Here is a 17,647-nt window from a genome sequence, read left to right as displayed (position 1 = left end):
TTCATCAATGAAGAAAATTATTTTTCTTTTTCTCTTTACGGCGCTTTTATTTTCCTGCGCGCGCGTTGGATCGCCGGTTGGCGGGGCCAAAGACACCATTCCTCCACAGGTGGTAAGTACAAATATCGACACCACCCGCGTAAATGTTCCACGCGACATTAAACAACTTCGAATCGATTTTGATGAATACATTACGTTGAGAGATATTAATAAACAGTTGATCATTTCGCCGCCGCTCAAGAAAATGACGAAGATCATTCCCTCCGGGATGGCCAACAAATACCTTCTGATCCAGTGGGAGGACACGTTGCAGGCAAACACGACTTATAATTTTAATTTTGGAAATGCCATTGTAGACAATAACGAAAGCAATCCGCTTCAATATTACAATTTTGCTTTTTCGACGGGCGATAAAATTGATCAGCTCTACATCAGCGGTGAACTGAAAAGTCCCATCGCCGATAAAAAAGCGGAGGAAACAAATCTGGTTGTCGGTCTTTTTCAGGAAAAAGATTCGATGGATTACCGCCAAAAACCGTATTACATTACGAAAGCAGACCCGGATGGTTACTTCGAACTGAACTATCTGTCGCCGGGCGAATACCGGATTTTAGCTTTTGAAGACACCAATGAAAATTCTGTTTTCGACGCCGGAAAAGAAAAAGTAGGTTTCCAGAAAGATAAAATTACCCTGGATAAAAGTATTTCGGGGTTAAACATTAATCTTTTCCCCTCCAGAAAACCTTTGAAATATGTGGAAATGAAGGAAACTCCAGGCGGCGTTCTGATGACCTTTGAAGGCAATCCACAGGAGGTGAAGGTGCTTTCGCTGAATGAAAAACTACAGGATTATAAAGTAACGCAGGCACCGAAATCCGACTCCATTAATATTTGGTTTGATGCAAAAAAGCTGAACTTAGGAACTGAGACGAGTGAAAATTTGAAATTCAGTTATGATGATGGCATTAAACAGGACACCGTGTCGCTTTTCTATCGGTATAATGCAAAAAACGAAATGACCCTTACAAATGCGAAAGGAAATTTACTCGCGCCCAACCGTGATTTTACTATAGAATCTAATTATTTTATCGATAAAATTCAACCCGAAAAATGGTCTTTGGTTTCCGACAGTATTCAGCAGGACTTTACGGCGCAGATTTCGGCGAAAAATCCCTACGAAATCCATATTCAATCCAACTTTAAAGAAGGTAATAAATATTCTTTAACGGTGCCAAAAGAAAGTGTTTCTTCCTTTTACGACTCGACTTTAAAATCCTACCGCTTCGATTTTGAAAGCGACAAAACCGAAAATTACGGAACTTTATTTTTAACCCTGGAAAACGCACCAACACAGAAATTCTGGTTTCAACTCCTCAATGATGGTGGCAGCGTTGTTTACTCGAGATACAGTACCGAAAATACCATTGTGTTCAAATCTCTCAAACCCGGCAAATATCAACCGCGAATTCTGGTCGACAACAACGAAAACGGAATTTGGGATTCTGCAGATTTTGGAACGCAAACTTTTGCGGAAGACGTGTATGTTTTTTCTAAAACCATCGAAATTCGTCCCTTGTGGGAAATCCGTGAAACCTGGAATCTTAAGCCCGATGCGGAAAGTTCGGCAACGGGCGCGACGTCCTCGGAAGTATTACAAGTACCGCCAACTTCGGCAGAAGTGCCTAAAAAACCCTGATGAAAACTCTGAAAACAATCCTTTACTGGTTCCTGATTTTAATTGCAGTGATCCAGTTTATTCCGGTGAACCGAATTAATAAACCCATTGATCAAAAAGTAAATTTCATTACCGTTTTTGGAACGCCCGCGAATGTTCAGGCTATTTTAAGGAAAGGCTGTTACGACTGCCACACCACCGAAACTGTTTATCCGGACTACGCCTATGTGGCGCCCATTTCGTGGACTATTAAAAATCATGTGAATGAGGGCAGAGAACATCTCAATTTGTCGGACTGGGGAAACCTAAATAAAGATCTCAAGAAAAACATGCTCGAAAACTCCGTGAAATCGGTGAAGGATTATTCGATGCCTCTGCCGGCGTACATTACCAAACATCCAAAAGCCAACCTGACGAAAGCAGAAAGGACTTTGCTGGCGAATTATTTTGAGGAGATCCTGTTATCGGGGAAATATTAAATTCCAAAAAAACACCGTTCGTCTTCCACTTAAAAACCGAGAAATTATAATTTTCAGGTCCTTTCATTGCGCTTGCTTTTATTAATCCGTATTTTAGTGAGATGAAAAAAGCGATTGTAATTGGCGGAACTTCGGGAATTGGGTACGAGCTCGCCAAAATTCTTCTTTCAAATAATTACAAAGTTTGCATCACAGGAATTGAGAACGATTTTATAAACGACCTGAAAAATTCTGCACAAAAAAATCTGGAAGTTCAGTATTTGGATTGTCTGGAAAATAATCCCTCCCAAAAAATAAGGGAGTTTACAGAACAGCTGGGTGGTTTGGATTTGCTCGTGCTGAGCGCCGGCATCGGAAATCTAAACAGAAACCGCGGTTTTACGGCAGAAAATAATGCCAACAAATTAAATGTGTTGGCTTTTACCGAAATTGCTGATTACAGTTACAGATTCTTTGAAAACAAAGGTGACGGACATTTTATCGCGATTACCTCCGTCTCGGGACATTTCGGGAGCTGCGTTGCACCGGCGTACCACGCGGCAAAATCTTACCAGATGGTTTATCTGGAAGGTTTAAGGCAAAAAGCAAGGCGAGCCAGATGCCAGAAAAAATCAGTTTATGTAACCGATATCAGACCCGGTTTTGTCGCTACACGCATGACGCAGGGAAAAAAAATGTTCTGGGCATCATCTCCCGAAAAAGCCGGACGCCAAATCTATAAAGTCATCAAAAATAAAGAAGAATACGCGTATGTAACCAAGCGATGGTCTATGATCGCCTTTATTTTGAAAGTCTTACCAAAATGGGTTCGGGTACGGTTTTAACTTAAAAAAAATAGGAAGTTCTCATTTGGAACTTCCCATGTCATTTTTTTGTAGGGCTGTTAAACTTCTTTAAATTCGGTAACGAATTTATCTTCGCACCACTTTCGGTCGGTTAAAGATTGAAAGAATTACTCCCGCAAAAAGCCCGATGGTTTTAATCACTGCAAACTGCGAATCCGTTGGTAAAAAGGCACCGATTACACACAAAGCGGCAGCGACGTACATAGGATAAAGTAATTTTTTATTTGATAAAGTGGGTGCCTGGAAAAAGAAACTCGCCCCAATTAAAACATAAAAAAGTTTGTTGTACAGTAAGTCGTTGATCTCCGGTGAAAATAAATTAAAAAATCCTACCACGAGACAGAGCAGCGCGGCGATGGATAAAATTCCTTGAATGGTTTGGGTGTTGGTTTGCATTAATAACTTTCTGTTTGGTTAGGGAAATCGGCGGATTTTACATCTTTCACGTATTGTGAAACTGCGCCCGTAATTTCGGTATATAAATCGAGATATCGTCTTAAGAATTTTGGAGAGAAATCTTTGTTCATGCCTACCATATCGTGGTAAACAAGAACCTGCCCGTCGCAGTCGGGTCCGGCGCCAATTCCGATGGTTGGAATGGAAATGCTTTCGGAAACCTGTTTCGCCAAAGCCGCCGGAATTTTTTCTAAAACCACCGCAAAACATCCTAAATCCTGAAGCAACTTAGCATCTTTCAGTAATTTGTCGGCTTCCTCGTCTTCTTTTGCGCGAACGCGGTAAGTTCCGAACTGGTAAATAGACTGCGGTGTTAAACCCAAATGTCCCATTACCGGAATCCCGGCGTTTACGATCTTTTTGATGGATTTTTCAACTTCGCGGCCACCTTCGAGTTTAATGGCGTGCGCCTCGGATTCTTTCATAATCCTTACCGCAGATTCCAGCGCTTTTTCGGGGTTAGACTGGTAACTTCCGAAAGGCAGATCTACCACAACCAAAGCGCGATCCACGCCGCGAACGACGCACTGCGCATGGTAAATCATGTGATCCAGCGTAATGGGCAACGTGGTTTCGAACCCTGCCATCACATTGGACGCAGAATCTCCCACCAAAATGGCATCAACGCCACCTGCGTCGACCATTTTTGCCATGGTATAATCATATGCCGTAAGCATGGTGATCTTTTCTTTGTCGAATTTCATTTTTCGCAAAGTTTCGGTGGTTATTTTTTTTATTTCAGAATGTACAGACATAGGTTTTTATTGGGTGATGGGTAATAAATGTTGGGTGAGTGATGATGGATGATGGATCATCAATTATGGAAGCACGTGTCCAAGTTTTCGAAGCTTTTCGTGGTGAACGATCTTGATGTTGCGTCCTTCCACTTCGATCAAACCATCCTGTTTGAATTCCGAAATTAAGCGGATCGCACTTTCGGTTGCTGTTCCGATAATATTGGCGATTTCTTCCCGAGTTAAGGAAATTTTAATGAAACCTTCGGGATCGGTGCCGAGTTTTTGTTCCAGTAAAAGTAATATTTCCGCCAGCCTTTCGCGAACGGTTTTCTGGGCGAGGAAGGTTACCGTGTTAGAAGATTCGCCCAACTCGAAAGCGATCTTTTGCAACATGACGAAGGACAGTTTGGGATCGACTTCCAGAAGATGCAGAAAAATGTCCGCCGGTAAAAAAGTTGCTTCAACTTCCGTCATCGCTTCTCCTTTCGCCTGCAAATTTTCGCCGCAAAGTAAAGAACGGTAGCCGATTAAATCGCCTTCTTTAATAAAACGCAGGATTTGTTCCTTTCCGTAAACACCTTGTTTAGACAGTTTTGCCGTTCCTTTTTTTATAAAAAAAACGCCTTTTGGGGTGTCGCCATCCTCGAAGATGGTTTCGCCTTTATTAAAATGCAGGCTTTGGAGAGCGGCAAGGTACTTTTGAAAATCATCCGCGGAAAGCGTAACTTTGAAGGAATCTTCGTTAAAAACTTTCTGCAAACTTTCTTCGATCAAGTTTTGTTTTTCTAAGGACATTATTTATGACATTTATCAGCAAAAATAGCGTATTTAAAACCTTAACACAAATTTATTTGTTATAATTTTGCTGGTTGAATGCCAGGAAAAGTGTCGGAAAATTGTTATCATTGCGGTCAGATTATAGCCAAAGAGCGAATTTCGTTCGATGAGAAAATATTTTGTTGCAACGGGTGCAAATCGGTTTTTGAAATACTGAATATCAATAATTTAGGTAATTTCTATGAGTTGAACAAACGCTCCGGAATTCGGCCTAATGAGGACAACATTTCGCAGTTCGATTATCTCGACACGCCGGAAATTTTCAATAACGTTACCGATTTCTCCGAAGGCAATACCAGTCTAGTTACTTTTAAAATCCCTGTCATCCACTGTTCTTCCTGCATCTGGCTTTTGGAAAGTCTGCACACGCTGAATGAAAACATTAATTATTCCCAAGTCAATTTTACGCGGAAAAATGTACAGATTTCCTTCAATCACAACGAACTGAAGTTAAGCGATCTCGCCAAATTTCTTACAAATCTGGGTTATAAACCCGTGATTAACCTGGAGACCGCCGATAAGAAAGAAGAAACTTTCGACAAAACCCTGGTCATAAAACTCGCGATTGCGGGATTTGCGTTTGGGAACGGCATGTTCTTTTCCTATCCCGAATATGCCGCCGATATCATGGGAACAACCGATTATTATTGGGAGAATTACAAGCATCTCTTCCGCTTTATCATGTTTTTACTCGCGACGCCCGTGGTTTTCTATTCCGCTTCGGATTATTTTAAATCTGCCTGGTTTGGTTCAAAAAATAAGATCGTGAATATCGACGTTCCGATTGTTCTTGGAATTTTAATGCTTTATGGCAGAAGCATTTATGAGGTTTTAACCAATTACGGTGCCGGCTATTTCGATACTTTGTGCGGCCTTTTATTCTTCATGCTTTTGGGCAAACTTTTCCAGAAAAGAACCTACAGCGCGCTTTCTTACGACCGCGATTACAAATCTTTCTATCCCATTGCGGTTACAAAAGTCGACTTCGCGGGAAAACAGGAAAACATTTTACTTTCAGATCTCAGAATTGGCGACCGAATTATGGTCCGAAACCAGGAAATTATTCCGGTGGATGCGATTTTAATTAACGGCGAAGGAAATATCGACAACAGTTTTATCACGGGCGAAAGTGCTTCGATCCCAAAAAAAGCGGGCGACAAGATTTTTGCGGGTGGAAAACAGGTTGGTTCTGCCCTGGAACTAGAAGTTATTAAAACGGTGAACCAAAGCTATTTAACGCAGCTGTGGAACAAAGAAGCCTTTAAAAAATACGAAACCGGACTTGATACTCTGACGAACGAAATCTCAAAATATTTCACCTTTATTATTTTAGGAATTACACTGATTGCGGGAATTTACTGGGCTCAAATCGACTTCGAGAAAATGTTTCAGGTGGTCGCAGCAATTTTAATTATTGCCTGTCCGTGCGCCTTGGCATTGTCTGCACCCTTTACTTTCGGTCACGTTATGCGGATTTTGGGACGAAACAAATTCTATGTAAAAGATACCTTAACCATCGAAAAGATCTCCAAAATTGATACTTTGGTTTTCGATAAAACAGGCACTATTACACACCATAAAAAATCGAACATCAATTTTGAAGGTAATGAGATGGCGGAATTCGATTTGAAAAACATCAAAAGTCTCCTCAAAAATTCCAATCATCCCTTATCGAAATCGCTGTACGAATTTTTAGCAATGGAAGATGAATATTTTCCGGTAGAAAACTTCCGGGAAATCCCCGGTAAAGGCTACGAAGCCGAAGTGCGCGGAAACCTTTACAGGATCGGCTCGGCGAAACTGGTTGGCTTGGATTCGAAAAATCTGGAGACTGCAGTTCACATCAGTAGAAACGAAGTTTATTTAGGAAAATATATTTTCGAAAATGAGTACCGCGAAGATCTCAATGCCCTTTTCAAAACCCTTTCCGACCATAAAATTCATATTTTAAGCGGCGATAATTCTTCCGAAGAACTGAAATTGAGAGCAATGATTCCAAATGTTACCGGGATGGCTTTTAACCAAAGCCCCGAAGACAAACTGAATTATATTAAGCATTTACAGGACGCAAACCAAAAGGTGGCCATGTTTGGCGATGGCTTAAATGATGCCGGCGCTTTAAAACAAAGCAACGTTGGCATTGCCGTGGCGGATGATACGAACTCATTCACGCCTTCGTCCGATGTCATCATGTCCGGGGAAAAATTGGTCGGTTTCGAAAAATATTTAAAATTTTGCAAAGATGCGATGAGCATTGTGAAAATAACCTTCGCCATCAGCTTTATGTACAACATCATTGGACTCAGTTTCGCGGTTACGGGGCACATGTCGCCGCTGTTTGCCGCCATTTTGATGCCGATCAGTTCGATCAGTGTTGTGGCTTTTACCTCGGTGGCGACGTGGTGGAGAAGTGCTAAATATTTCAAAATCAATAATTAAGATATTTTACTCTTATTTAGACCTATTTCAAATTAACGTTGTTTAACATTTAATGATGAATATCATATTTTTTTGGTAAATTTGGGTCAATTTTATAATAAATTTGCACAGACATGGATATACTGTATTTAATGATTCTCTGCAGCGTTTTATTAGCTGTTGTTTTTCTGGTCATTTTTATAGTAAGTGCAAGAAGCGGCCAGTTCGAAGACGACGAATCTCCGGCAGTCCGCATCCTTTTGGACTCGGAAATCATTAAAGAAAAAGCCGAGACAGAAAAAAAAACCGATATACATTCAGAAGAAAAAAGTGATTAATTTATATGGAAACACAAAAGTTTAGTTATGACAACAGTATTGTGCGCGCGTTTCTCTACGCAACCGTAGTCTTCGGGCTTGTAGGGTTTTTGCTGGGGCTTACTGCTGCGTTGATGCTATTTTATCCCGAACTTCCTGAATTTTTCTTTGGAACAGACGATGCAACCATTGCCAGTTTGCGAAGCGGAAATTTACAGGGTCTTATTAACACCCACGGCGCATTTGGTTTCGGCCGAATCCGGATGCTGCATACCAGTGCGGTAATTTTCGCATTCGTTTGTAACGGATTTTTTGCCGGAGCGTACTACTCCTTGCAAAGACTCCTGAAAACAAGGATGTACAGCGATACGCTTTCGTGGATTCACTTCTGGGGATGGCAACTGATGATTGTTGCGGTTGTTATTACTTTTTTAATGGGGATCAACACCTCAAAAGAATATGCAGAACACGAATGGCCAATTGATATCTTAATCACTGTTGTCTGGGTTATTTTCGGAATTAATATGATCGGAACAATCTTCATCCGGAGAGTCCGACACCTTTATGTCGCCATTTGGTTCTACCTTGGAACCTGGGTTGCTATCGCTATGCTTCACATTTTCAACAACCTGGAAGTTCCTTTGAGTTTCACAGGATGGAAATCTTACTCCGCGTACGCAGGGGTAAAAGATGCATTGGTGCAATGGTGGTACGGTCACAATGCCGTAGCGTTTGTATTAACGACACCAGTTTTAGGTTTGATGTACTACTTCTTACCAAAAGCTGCAGACCGACCGGTATTTTCTTATAAATTGTCGATTATTCACTTTTGGTCCTTAATATTCGTCTACATTTGGGCAGGACCTCACCATTTACAATATACCGCGATTCCAGGCTGGGCACAGGCTTTAGCTACCGGCTTCTCCATTATGCTCATCGCACCATCTTGGGGTGGAATGCTAAACGGACTTCTGACCTTGAGAGGAGCGTGGGATAAAGTGCGGGAAAATCCGGTATTGAAATTCTTTGTTGTAGCAGTTACCTGTTATGGAATGGCGACGTTCGAAGGACCTTTATTGGCAACAAAAACTTTAAATAAAATTGGTCACTACACCGACTGGGTGATTGGTCACGTTCATATTGGCGCTTTAGGATGGAATGGTTTTATGACCTTCGGGATGATTTATTACCTTCTTCCAATCATGTGGAGAACCAAACTTTGGTCTGTGAAATTAGCCAACTGGCATTTCTGGCTGGGTACTTTAGGAATTATTTTCTATGCAGTTCCCCTCTACATCGCCGGCTTTACACAAGGATTGATGTGGAAACAGTTTAATCCAGACGGAACCTTACTTTACAAAAACTGGTTGGATACGGTTACTGCGATTATTCCTTACTACCAAATGAGATTTGTTGGAGGTTTATTATACATTTCCGGAGCAATCCTAATGTGTGTGAACGTTGTAGCAACGGTAAGAAACGGATCCTTCCAAAAAAATGTTCCTGCAGAAGCCCCACCTTTGGCAGTAACCACGAAAAAAAGAAAAGAAGGAGAAGGTTTCCACCTTTGGCTGGAAAGAACTCCGATTTTACTAACCGTATTATCCTTTGTGGCAGTAGCAATTGGTGGATTTGTAGAAATCGTTCCTACGCTTACCATTAAAGAGAATGTACCAACCATCGCCGCGGTGAAACCTTATTCGCCACTGGAGCTGGAAGGAAGGGATTTATACATTCGTGAAGGTTGTAATGCCTGTCATAGCCAGATGATCCGACCATTCCGGGATGAAATTGTAAGATTTAACGGGAAAAACGGGCAGTATTCAAAAGCGGGCGAATTCATCTATGACCGTCCATTCCTTTGGGGATCTAAAAGAACCGGACCCGATTTGCACCGGGAAGGCGGTAAAAACCCAAGTTCATGGCATTACAAACACATGCTGAATCCAAGAGTAACTTCTGCGGGTTCCATTATGCCAAGATATCCATGGTTAATTGCACGGGATCTGGACCGAAGCCAAATGGTCGACAAGATCAAACTGATGAAAAATACGTTTGATGTTCCGTATACACAGGCTCAAATTGATTCTGCTGATACGTGGGCCGACAATCAGGCCAGTTTTATCGTAAAACAGATTTATGCTGAAGCGGCCGATGTGAAACAGGCTTACACGGAAAGAAAAGCTCAGGAAGGTGCTAATTTTACGCCACTTGAGAAAAAAGAAATCATCGCCCTGATTGCATACTTGCAAAGACTTGGAACGGATATTAAAACAACGGAAATTCAAACGGCAAGTACTAACTAAATTAAAATAATAAAGTTATGATACCTCAAAATGTTAAAGATATTTTAGCGAATGGCGAGAATGTTGGTTTACTGCAAACATTATCGATGATCTTTTTTCTTATCTTTTTTTTAGGAATCGTAATATGGGTTTTCTCCCGCTCGAAAAAACATTATGAAGAAGAGGCAAATGCGCCGTTGGAAGATGATATCGACGACCGAAACCTGTAATTTTATATAAAAACTATTTAAAATGAAACAAAGAACTCCCGTTTACGTAACGATTGCCATAATACTTGTGATTCTTTTCATTCTGTATTATATGTTTGTTCAAAGTACTGCTTTTATCGGTTCGCCTTATTTCTGGGGAACACTGGTGATCAGTGGGATTTTGGTGCTCATCCACAGTACCATCGGCGATTTAATCGAGAATGAAAAATTCAAAAGTTTAACCGATGAGGAAAAAGCAGCTTATCTGCAGTCCAAAAGCACGCCTTATTTTAAAGGACTTTATGAATCTGCTTTCAAAAAGCAAACAGAAAGTACCGAAAAAGACATCCTTATCGATCACGGGTTCGATGGAATTATGGAGCTGGACAATCAGTTGCCGAAATGGTGGCTGGGTCTGTTCTATTTTGGTGTTGCTTACTGCGCCATTTATATGGCTTCTTATTTCCTGACAGATTTTGCCCATCAGGGAGTCGAATATGATGCAGAGTACAAAGCGCAAACAGCCAGTATCGCAAAATGGATGGAAGAAACTCCGCCACCCACGATTGAGAACGCAGTCTATTCTCCGGATAATATTGCCGCTGGTGAGGAAGTATTTAAAACCAACTGCGTATCCTGCCACAGTGAAGGCGGAAAAGGAGGTATTGGTCCGAACCTTACCGATAACGAGTGGATAAATCAGCCGGAAAAAACATTGTTCAAAAATGTCTTCCATATGGTTGAAGAAGGTTCACCAAATAATCCTGCCATGCAGGCCTGGGGAAAAAAACGGGGTTCTTACAGGTTTTGATATTCAAAACGTTGCAGCCTATGTTTATCACATCAATCAGGAAAAACAACCCATTACTCCAGCTCAAGGCGGCGCTGCTCCACAAGGAACACCAGCCAAATGGGAAAAGTAACTCAATAAAAAAAACAATATACTCTGAAAACATAATTCATTATCTTTACGAAAAGAAGATAGTGAATTATGTTTTTTTTTAATATATAGCAAGATAAAAAATGTCGCAAGATCACAATTACAGAGGCGGACAGGGACAAGTGGTAGAGCCGGAAACTTTCAGAGATTCTGTGGGAACCATGGACGATACGGGGAAACGAAGATGGGTCTTCCCACGAAAACCTAAAGGCCGCTACACCAACTACCGGACTTTAGTCGCTTATTTTCTCCTGGCTTTATTTTTCACAATGCCTTTCCTGAAGCTTAATGGAAACCCATTTCTTCTCATCAACGTCGTAGAAAGACATTTCTATATTTTCGGACAACCGTTTTATCCGCAGGATTTCTTTATTTTGGCACTCGGGGCCATCACTTCCATCGTATTTATTATTCTCTTCACCGTAGTTTTCGGCCGTATTTTTTGTGGATGGATTTGCCCGCAGACCATTTTTCTGGAGATGGTTTTCCGCAAGATCGATTATTTAATTGAAGGCGACCGAAACAAGCAAATGAAACTGGACCGGCAGGAATGGAACACAGAAAAGATTTGGAAACGGACTTTGAAGTGGTCGGTTTTTATGATTATCTCCCTCATCATCACCCACTGGATGTTTATGTACATTGTGGGTTACAACGAGGTGTTTGACATGATTAAAGAAGGTCCCTTCACCAACTTTTCCAGTTTTCTCGTCATGATTATTTTCACGGCGGCATTCTATTTCACTTTTGCTTGGTTTAGAGAGCAGGTTTGTACTTTGGTTTGCCCCTACGGCAGATTGCAGGGTGTTTTAATAGACAAGCAAACCATTAATGTTTATTATGATTTTAAACGTGGAGAAAACCGTTCAAAATGGCGAAAAGGCGAAGACCGAAAAGCCAACGGAAAAGGCGACTGTATCGACTGTAACCAGTGCGTTGTCGTTTGCCCTACAGGAATTGATATCCGCGACGGACAGCAGCTGGAATGCGTAAACTGTACGGCCTGTATCGACGCGTGTGATGAAGTAATGGTGAAAACCGGGCTTCCACCCGGTCTCATTCGGTATGCAACAGAGGACGAAATAGAAAAAGAATTGCCATTTACCTACACCAACCGAACCAAAGCGTATACCGTAGTTCTTTTGTTGATGGTGGGCTTTTTAGGATTTCTTTTGTATAACAGAGGCGATGTGGAGGCAAAGTTTATCAAACCTGCAGGATCTTCCTTCTTCGTACGGGATGCGAAAATTACAAATACCTACAGCTATACTTTTTTAAATAAAAGAAATAAAGATGCTATTATTACGATTAAAGTACTGGAGCCGCAACACGCCGAAGTAACTTTAAGTGAATCCAATAAAATAAAAATTAAGAAAGGCGAAATCACGAAAGGAACGGTCAATATCAGTTTCCCGGAGAGTGAAATCAAACTCTCCAAGCAGAATATCAGCATCGGTATTTATGACGATAAGGGAGAACTTTTAGATACTTTCAAAACGTATTTCGAAGGACCTTTCAAACTTCAATTTTAAAAGAAAATGTTCAAAAAATTTACATGGGGACACGGGATTGCTCTGGCACTCGGTTCTTTCATCGCCTTCATCTTATTCATGATTTTAATTTTCCCGAATGGGCAGCAAGGTGCTGAACTCGTTACAGATCATTATTACAGTGAAGAACTGCAATATCAGGACGTGATCGATGCAAAAAAGAATGCAGATTTACTTCCGGAAAAACCCGCTTTTGCACAACGCGCGCAGGGAATTACCATTACCTTCCCGAAGAGCATTCATCCGGATCAGTCGAAGATCGATTTCGATATGTTCCGAACCAATGATGCGAACCTCGACGTTAAAAAATCCATGGGTCTGGACGGTAAAAGTTCTTTTGAAATCCCGGCCAAGGTACTTGCCGCTGGTTCTTACACTTTAAAATTAAAATGGAAAGCCAATAAAAAACCGTATCAGCTCGATTACGACGTGCAATGGAAATAACACTCATTTTTTCAGCCCTGGCTTTAGGATTTGCATCCGGATTTCACTGCATCGGGATGTGCGGCCCCATTGCGCTCTCTTTGGGTTTAACCAAAAAGCAGGCAACCAACTATTATCTTCAGAATTTAACCTACCAATTCGGTCGGATTGCAACCTACTCTTTTTTAGGTGCGGTTTTGGGCATCGTGGGCAAAGGTTTCGAAATGGCTGGTTTTCAACAGTATTTAACGGTTGGTGTCGGGATTCTTTTAATATTAATGGCGGTTTTTTCCTTTGGTGGCAAAGATTTCGCGTCTAAAATTCCGTTCTTATCTCAATTTTTACTGAAGGTTAAAATGAATTTGGGCCGGCTCTTACAAAAAGCCGATTACCGGTCCCGCTTCAGTACCGGAATTTTAAACGGATTTTTGCCCTGCGGAATGGTTTACATGGCTTTAACCGCAAGTTTAGCGTCGGGCGGCATTTGGCAAAGCGCCGTTTTCATGTCGTTATTTGGTTTGGGAACACTGCCCTTCATGTTTGCCGTGGTGCTTTTAGGAAACTTAATGACCACCGCTTTCCGCATTAAAATTTTAAAATTCGTGCCTGTTATGATGATCATTTTAGGAGGCCTTTTTATTCTTCGCGGCTTGGAGATCGGTATTCCTTACATCTCCCCGAAAAAAGAAGCTTTACAGGTTCATCATAACGATTCCAAAGAACATCAGAACGGCAATCATGCAACCTGCCATTAACTACCTCATTTTAAATCATCAAATTTTTCAACTTTAACTTTGGTCTTTTAACTGCATCAAAACAAGGTTAAAAATAAACAGATGATCAAAAAATTCAGCCTTTGGCTGCTTCTCGCCATTTTCGGATTGCAGTCCTGTGCCGTGAACACGGAAACCACTTATTTTAAAGATGCTGCAACCAGCATGGAATCGAACATTTTACTCGATAAAAGCATGCTCGGAATGATGAATATGATGGGTAACAAAACAGAATTTCTGAGCCAGTCGAAAGAGTTCAGAAATCTTTCCACAGATTGGAAAAGTTTGTACGACCTTCAAAAAGATGGTAAGATAACCCTGAACAAAGATTCCGTTCAGGTATTGAAAAAATTATTCCTGAAACTAAACAAGGATAAAGGCGAAGTTTATGGACTTTCTTTAAAATATGACAAACTATTGCCGGATGAAATCACGAGCCTCTTTTCTCAAAGCAAACAGCTCAAAAACCTTCCGCTTCAAAACGCTGCCACCTGGAACGGCACTGTTTTAACCATCGATACCGATAAATTTAATAATGTCGAATATTTAAGCGAAATCGCAAAAAACACACAGGACAAGAAAAATACGAAACCGGTCACCAAAAGTGATTCTCTGGAAGTATATGGCCGCGAAATGGCGCAGGGAATGCTCGGGATGATGAAAATGTTTAATATGAATTTCACGAGCACGATGAAGTTTCAAAAACCCATCAAAAGCATCGTGGGGAAACATGATTTCGTGAAACAGATCGATAACAAAACCATTCAGATTACTGTTCGGAGCAACGATCTTTTGGATAAGGGAGCAACGTTAACCAACAAAGACCGGCAGATAACGGTCATCACCGAATAAAGCAAAAACCACCGAAATCGGTGGTCTTTTATTTTCTAAAGAATTATCTAACTGATTAAATCAAACTTTGCATATTCTGCGATTTTCGCCGGAATTTTAATTCCCTCCGCGGTTTGATTATTTTCCAAAAGTGCGGCCATAATCCGCGGTAAAGCCATCGCAGAACCATTTAAGGTATGAACCAGTTGGGTTTTGCCTTCACTTTTAAACCTGCATTTCAAACGGGTTGCCTGAAAGGTTTCGAAATTCGAAACGGAAGAAACTTCCAGCCACTTTTCCTGCGCGGCACTCCAGACCTCGAAATCATACGTCATCGCGGCCGCAAATCCTGTATCGCCACCACATAGACGCAAGACCCGGAACGGAAGTCCGAGATCAACCAAAATCGATTTTACATGTTCCACCATGCCTTCCAAAGCGGCGTAGGAGTTTTCGGGTTTTTCGAGACGCACGATTTCTACCTTTTCAAATTGATGCAATCTGTTTAAACCACGAACATGAGCGCCGTAGCTTCCGGCCTCGCGGCGATAGCACTGTGAAAAAGCGGTGTTTTTAAGGGGCAGATCTTTCTCGTCCAACAAAACATCACGGTACAAATTTGTTACGGGAACTTCGGCGGTTGGAATCAGAAATAATTTATCTTCATTAATGTAATACATTTGTCCCTCTTTATCGGGCAACTGACCGGTTCCGTAGCCGGAAGCTTCATTCACTACATGCGGCGGATTAACTTCCAGATAGCCGGCGTCGACATTTTTATCCAGAAAATACTGAACTAAAGCTCGCTGCAATCTCGCACCCTTACCGAAATACACGGGAAAGCCCGCGCCTGCTATTTTAACGCCGAGTTCAAAATCGATCAGATTATATTTTTTTGCCAGTTCCCAATGTGGAATTGCACCTTCGCCCAAACCTGCCACATCATGAGACTGGTAAATAATTTCGTTTTCCTCGGCGGTAGTCCCGGCTTTCACCTTTTCGTACGGAATATTCGGCAGGAGATAAAGGATTTCCAAAAGCTGCGCTTCAGATTCTTTCAGTTTTTGCTGAAGCTCCTGGGATTTTTCTTTGTAGTCGGCGGTTTTGGATTTTGCGGCTTCGGCTTCCTCTCTTTTACCTTCTTTCATCAAAACTCCAATTTCTTTGGATATTTTGTTCATTTCCGCCAAATTCGAATCAAGTTCAAACTGATATTTTTTCCGGTCATCATCAGAGGAAATGGCTTTATCAACCAAATCTATCTGTTTGAAACCTCTTTTTCCTAAACCTTCTAAAACGCGCTCTGTATTTTCGCGTAAAAATTGAACCTGTAACATATAGAGTGGACTATTTTAGTTCAAAAATTCCGCATGCAGAACCTTTAAACAGTGATTATAAATGCAAATTTAACGATTATTTCGTGATTTTCACGATATTGGGCTGGCCCTGAACTTTGGTAAAATATAAAATATTATTATACCAAATTTTAGAAACCTCAAACACGTCCGGCGTCGAACTGTACTGAATTACCATTGTATCATTGGAAATCGCATTGGTAGAGTCGTTTACCTTCTTTGTCAGCGCCAGGGCAATTCTGGATTCGTACGTTTTCGAATCGCCTGCAGAATCGATTGCGATTCGTTTCGCACCTGCGAGATATTCCAAATAAGTAACCGTGTCCGCATCTTTTTTCGTACTGAAACTTACCGGCGCATTATCCGTTAAACCATTAATATCATTCCACGAAATGGTGGTGTAAGATCCCGGAATTTTATTATTCAGCATATCCTGCCCGGCAGAATCGATGTACAGATTGAGGACCTGATCAATTTGCTGCACATTTATTTCATCATTTCTGCAGGAAAGAAACGCAAAAAAAGCAAGCGTCATTACAAAAAATACATTTTTCATGAAGACAAAGATAATTTATTTTAAATCTTTAACATAGCGGTAAAAAGCATACATCAAGAGCGCTCCACCGAGAAACATGCTTAAACTTAAACTCAGAGCCATGCCTTTGATTCCAAATTTGGGAACGAGGGAAAAGGCAAAACCCGGCAGCAGTAAAAGGGTTAGAAAAGAAACCAAGGTATTCAATTTCATTTTGCCCACGGCCGAGAGCAGGTTTCCATACAAATTCCGAAAAAGCATATTAAGGCAGAAACCACCCAGTAAAATAAGGAAGGGCAAAGAATTGCCGGCATATTTTTCACTAAAAAAAACATGAAGAATCTCCTTTTTTAGGAGCAGACCCACTGCAAATATCAATAAAACCACAGGAATAAAAACTTTGTAATAATTGGCGATGTAGTTTTTTAAAAATATTTTGTTTTTATAATTTTTAGCCAGCAGCGGAAAATCGCTCTGCATGAAGGTCAGGGCCAGAAAGGTGATATTCGCGGGAATTAAAATGGCGACTTTGTAATTCGCTACCGCACTTTCATTCATCAAAAAACTCAGGAGTAAAACGTCGGCGGAAAAAAGCGTGTCCGAAAGTAAAGCGGTGCCCGAGGCGTGCAGGCCGTAACTCCAGATTTCTTTTTTGCTAAATCTAAAATGCTCACCAACCGAACTGTAATGTTCTTTTTTGAACCAAAACAAAGCGAGAAAAGGCGTAAAAGCGATCGCGATTAAATAGCCTTTGAGGCCAAAAAAGTACGACAGCATCAACAGAAGCAATACCCCGGAAATGTTCACGACGTTTGTTATTTTCGCAAAACCGCTGTTGTTACCAAATATTCGGTATTCGGACTGAATATGATTCAAAAAATAGAAACCGACCAGCCGAATCGTGAAGAAAAGAAAAATATAAAAAATGTCTTCATACTTCGAAACATAAAAAAAACTCACCCCTAAAAAGATGAGGCTCAGC

The 17,647-nt window shown here is 41.1% G+C and carries 17 protein-coding genes and 1 pseudogene; 12 read left to right on the top strand and 6 right to left on the bottom strand.

Features of this window, described 5'->3' with window-relative positions; all coding sequences use genetic code 11:
- The first annotated feature begins 7 nt into the window (after positions 1-7).
- From L0B70_RS06580 to L0B70_RS06570, 3 genes are all read left to right on the top strand, one after another.
- Positions 8-1,696 carry an Ig-like domain-containing protein gene (locus L0B70_RS06580; RefSeq protein ID WP_235143484.1) on the top strand — a complete coding sequence of 563 codons (1,689 nt, stop codon included), beginning with the start codon at positions 8-10 and terminating at the stop codon, positions 1,694-1,696.
- A complete protein-coding gene (locus L0B70_RS06575; RefSeq protein WP_235143483.1) occupies positions 1,696-2,154 on the top strand; it encodes a heme-binding domain-containing protein in 459 nt (152 codons plus the stop codon). The genes L0B70_RS06580 and L0B70_RS06575 overlap by 1 nt, the downstream gene beginning before the upstream one ends.
- A gap of 101 nt (positions 2,155-2,255) precedes the next feature.
- Positions 2,256-2,978 (top strand): SDR family NAD(P)-dependent oxidoreductase, encoded by a 723-nt coding sequence (locus tag L0B70_RS06570; RefSeq protein ID WP_235143482.1) that lies wholly within the window; start codon positions 2,256-2,258, stop codon positions 2,976-2,978.
- 87 nt (positions 2,979-3,065) lie between these two features.
- Here L0B70_RS06570 and L0B70_RS06565 read toward each other — a convergent pair whose 3' ends face one another.
- The 3 genes from L0B70_RS06565 to L0B70_RS06555 form a co-directional block, all read right to left on the bottom strand.
- The gene (locus L0B70_RS06565) at positions 3,066-3,395 is read right to left on the bottom strand and encodes a hypothetical protein (RefSeq protein ID WP_235143481.1); all 330 of its coding nucleotides are present in this window, start codon (positions 3,393-3,395) and stop codon (positions 3,066-3,068) included.
- Entirely contained in the window at positions 3,395-4,210 is an 816-nt protein-coding gene (panB, locus tag L0B70_RS06560; RefSeq protein ID WP_235143480.1) for a 3-methyl-2-oxobutanoate hydroxymethyltransferase, read from the bottom strand. Before panB ends, L0B70_RS06565 begins: the two co-directional genes overlap by 1 nt.
- A gap of 63 nt (positions 4,211-4,273) precedes the next feature.
- Positions 4,274-4,987: a Crp/Fnr family transcriptional regulator gene (locus tag L0B70_RS06555; RefSeq protein WP_235143479.1), complete on the bottom strand. Its 714-nt coding sequence runs from the start codon at positions 4,985-4,987 to the stop codon at positions 4,274-4,276.
- Positions 4,988-5,077: 90 nt separating this feature from the next.
- On the opposite strand from L0B70_RS06555, the gene L0B70_RS06550 reads away from it, so the two are divergent.
- The 9 genes and pseudogenes from L0B70_RS06550 to L0B70_RS06510 all read left to right on the top strand — a co-directional run bounded on the left by L0B70_RS06550 (position 5,078) and on the right by L0B70_RS06510 (position 14,796).
- Complete coding sequence (locus L0B70_RS06550) at positions 5,078-7,468, top strand: heavy metal translocating P-type ATPase metal-binding domain-containing protein (RefSeq protein ID WP_235143563.1); 2,391 nt, start codon at positions 5,078-5,080, stop codon at positions 7,466-7,468.
- Between the two features lie 113 nt (positions 7,469-7,581).
- Entirely contained in the window at positions 7,582-7,785 is a 204-nt protein-coding gene (gene ccoS / locus L0B70_RS06545; protein ID WP_235143478.1) for a cbb3-type cytochrome oxidase assembly protein CcoS, read from the top strand.
- A 5-nt stretch (positions 7,786-7,790) separates the two neighbouring features.
- A complete protein-coding gene (ccoN, locus tag L0B70_RS06540; protein WP_235143477.1) occupies positions 7,791-10,070 on the top strand; it encodes a cytochrome-c oxidase, cbb3-type subunit I in 2,280 nt (759 codons plus the stop codon).
- 17 nt (positions 10,071-10,087) lie between these two features.
- The gene (locus L0B70_RS06535; protein ID WP_235143476.1) at positions 10,088-10,279 is read left to right on the top strand and encodes a cbb3-type cytochrome c oxidase subunit 3; all 192 of its coding nucleotides are present in this window, start codon (positions 10,088-10,090) and stop codon (positions 10,277-10,279) included.
- A gap of 22 nt (positions 10,280-10,301) precedes the next feature.
- A pseudogene (locus L0B70_RS06530) lies at positions 10,302-11,181 on the top strand (cbb3-type cytochrome c oxidase N-terminal domain-containing protein).
- Positions 11,182-11,281: 100 nt separating this feature from the next.
- Positions 11,282-12,730 (top strand): cytochrome c oxidase accessory protein CcoG, encoded by a 1,449-nt coding sequence (gene ccoG, locus L0B70_RS06525; protein ID WP_235143475.1) that lies wholly within the window; start codon positions 11,282-11,284, stop codon positions 12,728-12,730.
- 6 nt (positions 12,731-12,736) lie between these two features.
- Positions 12,737-13,192 (top strand): FixH family protein, encoded by a 456-nt coding sequence (locus L0B70_RS06520; protein WP_235143474.1) that lies wholly within the window; start codon positions 12,737-12,739, stop codon positions 13,190-13,192.
- Positions 13,183-13,926: a sulfite exporter TauE/SafE family protein gene (locus tag L0B70_RS06515; protein ID WP_235143473.1), complete on the top strand. Its 744-nt coding sequence runs from the start codon at positions 13,183-13,185 to the stop codon at positions 13,924-13,926. The genes L0B70_RS06520 and L0B70_RS06515 overlap by 10 nt, the downstream gene beginning before the upstream one ends.
- Before the next feature lie 81 nt (positions 13,927-14,007).
- The gene (locus tag L0B70_RS06510; RefSeq protein WP_235143472.1) at positions 14,008-14,796 is read left to right on the top strand and encodes a hypothetical protein; all 789 of its coding nucleotides are present in this window, start codon (positions 14,008-14,010) and stop codon (positions 14,794-14,796) included.
- 47 nt (positions 14,797-14,843) lie between these two features.
- Here L0B70_RS06510 and serS read toward each other — a convergent pair whose 3' ends face one another.
- From serS to L0B70_RS06495, 3 genes are all read right to left on the bottom strand, one after another.
- Positions 14,844-16,112: a serine--tRNA ligase gene (serS, locus tag L0B70_RS06505; RefSeq protein WP_235143471.1), complete on the bottom strand. Its 1,269-nt coding sequence runs from the start codon at positions 16,110-16,112 to the stop codon at positions 14,844-14,846.
- 76 nt (positions 16,113-16,188) lie between these two features.
- A complete protein-coding gene (locus tag L0B70_RS06500; RefSeq protein WP_235143470.1) occupies positions 16,189-16,686 on the bottom strand; it encodes a hypothetical protein in 498 nt (165 codons plus the stop codon).
- 15 nt (positions 16,687-16,701) lie between these two features.
- Positions 16,702-17,625 (bottom strand): polysaccharide biosynthesis C-terminal domain-containing protein, encoded by a 924-nt coding sequence (locus L0B70_RS06495; protein ID WP_235143469.1) that lies wholly within the window; start codon positions 17,623-17,625, stop codon positions 16,702-16,704.
- Positions 17,626-17,647: the final 22 nt, after the last annotated feature.

This window comes from Kaistella sp. 97-N-M2 (assembly GCF_021513235.1).
Classification (GTDB): Bacteria; Bacteroidota; Bacteroidia; order Flavobacteriales; family Weeksellaceae; genus Kaistella.
The sequence above is the reverse complement of the archived record's forward strand: the minus strand, read 5'-3'. Positions and strand labels throughout refer to the sequence as shown.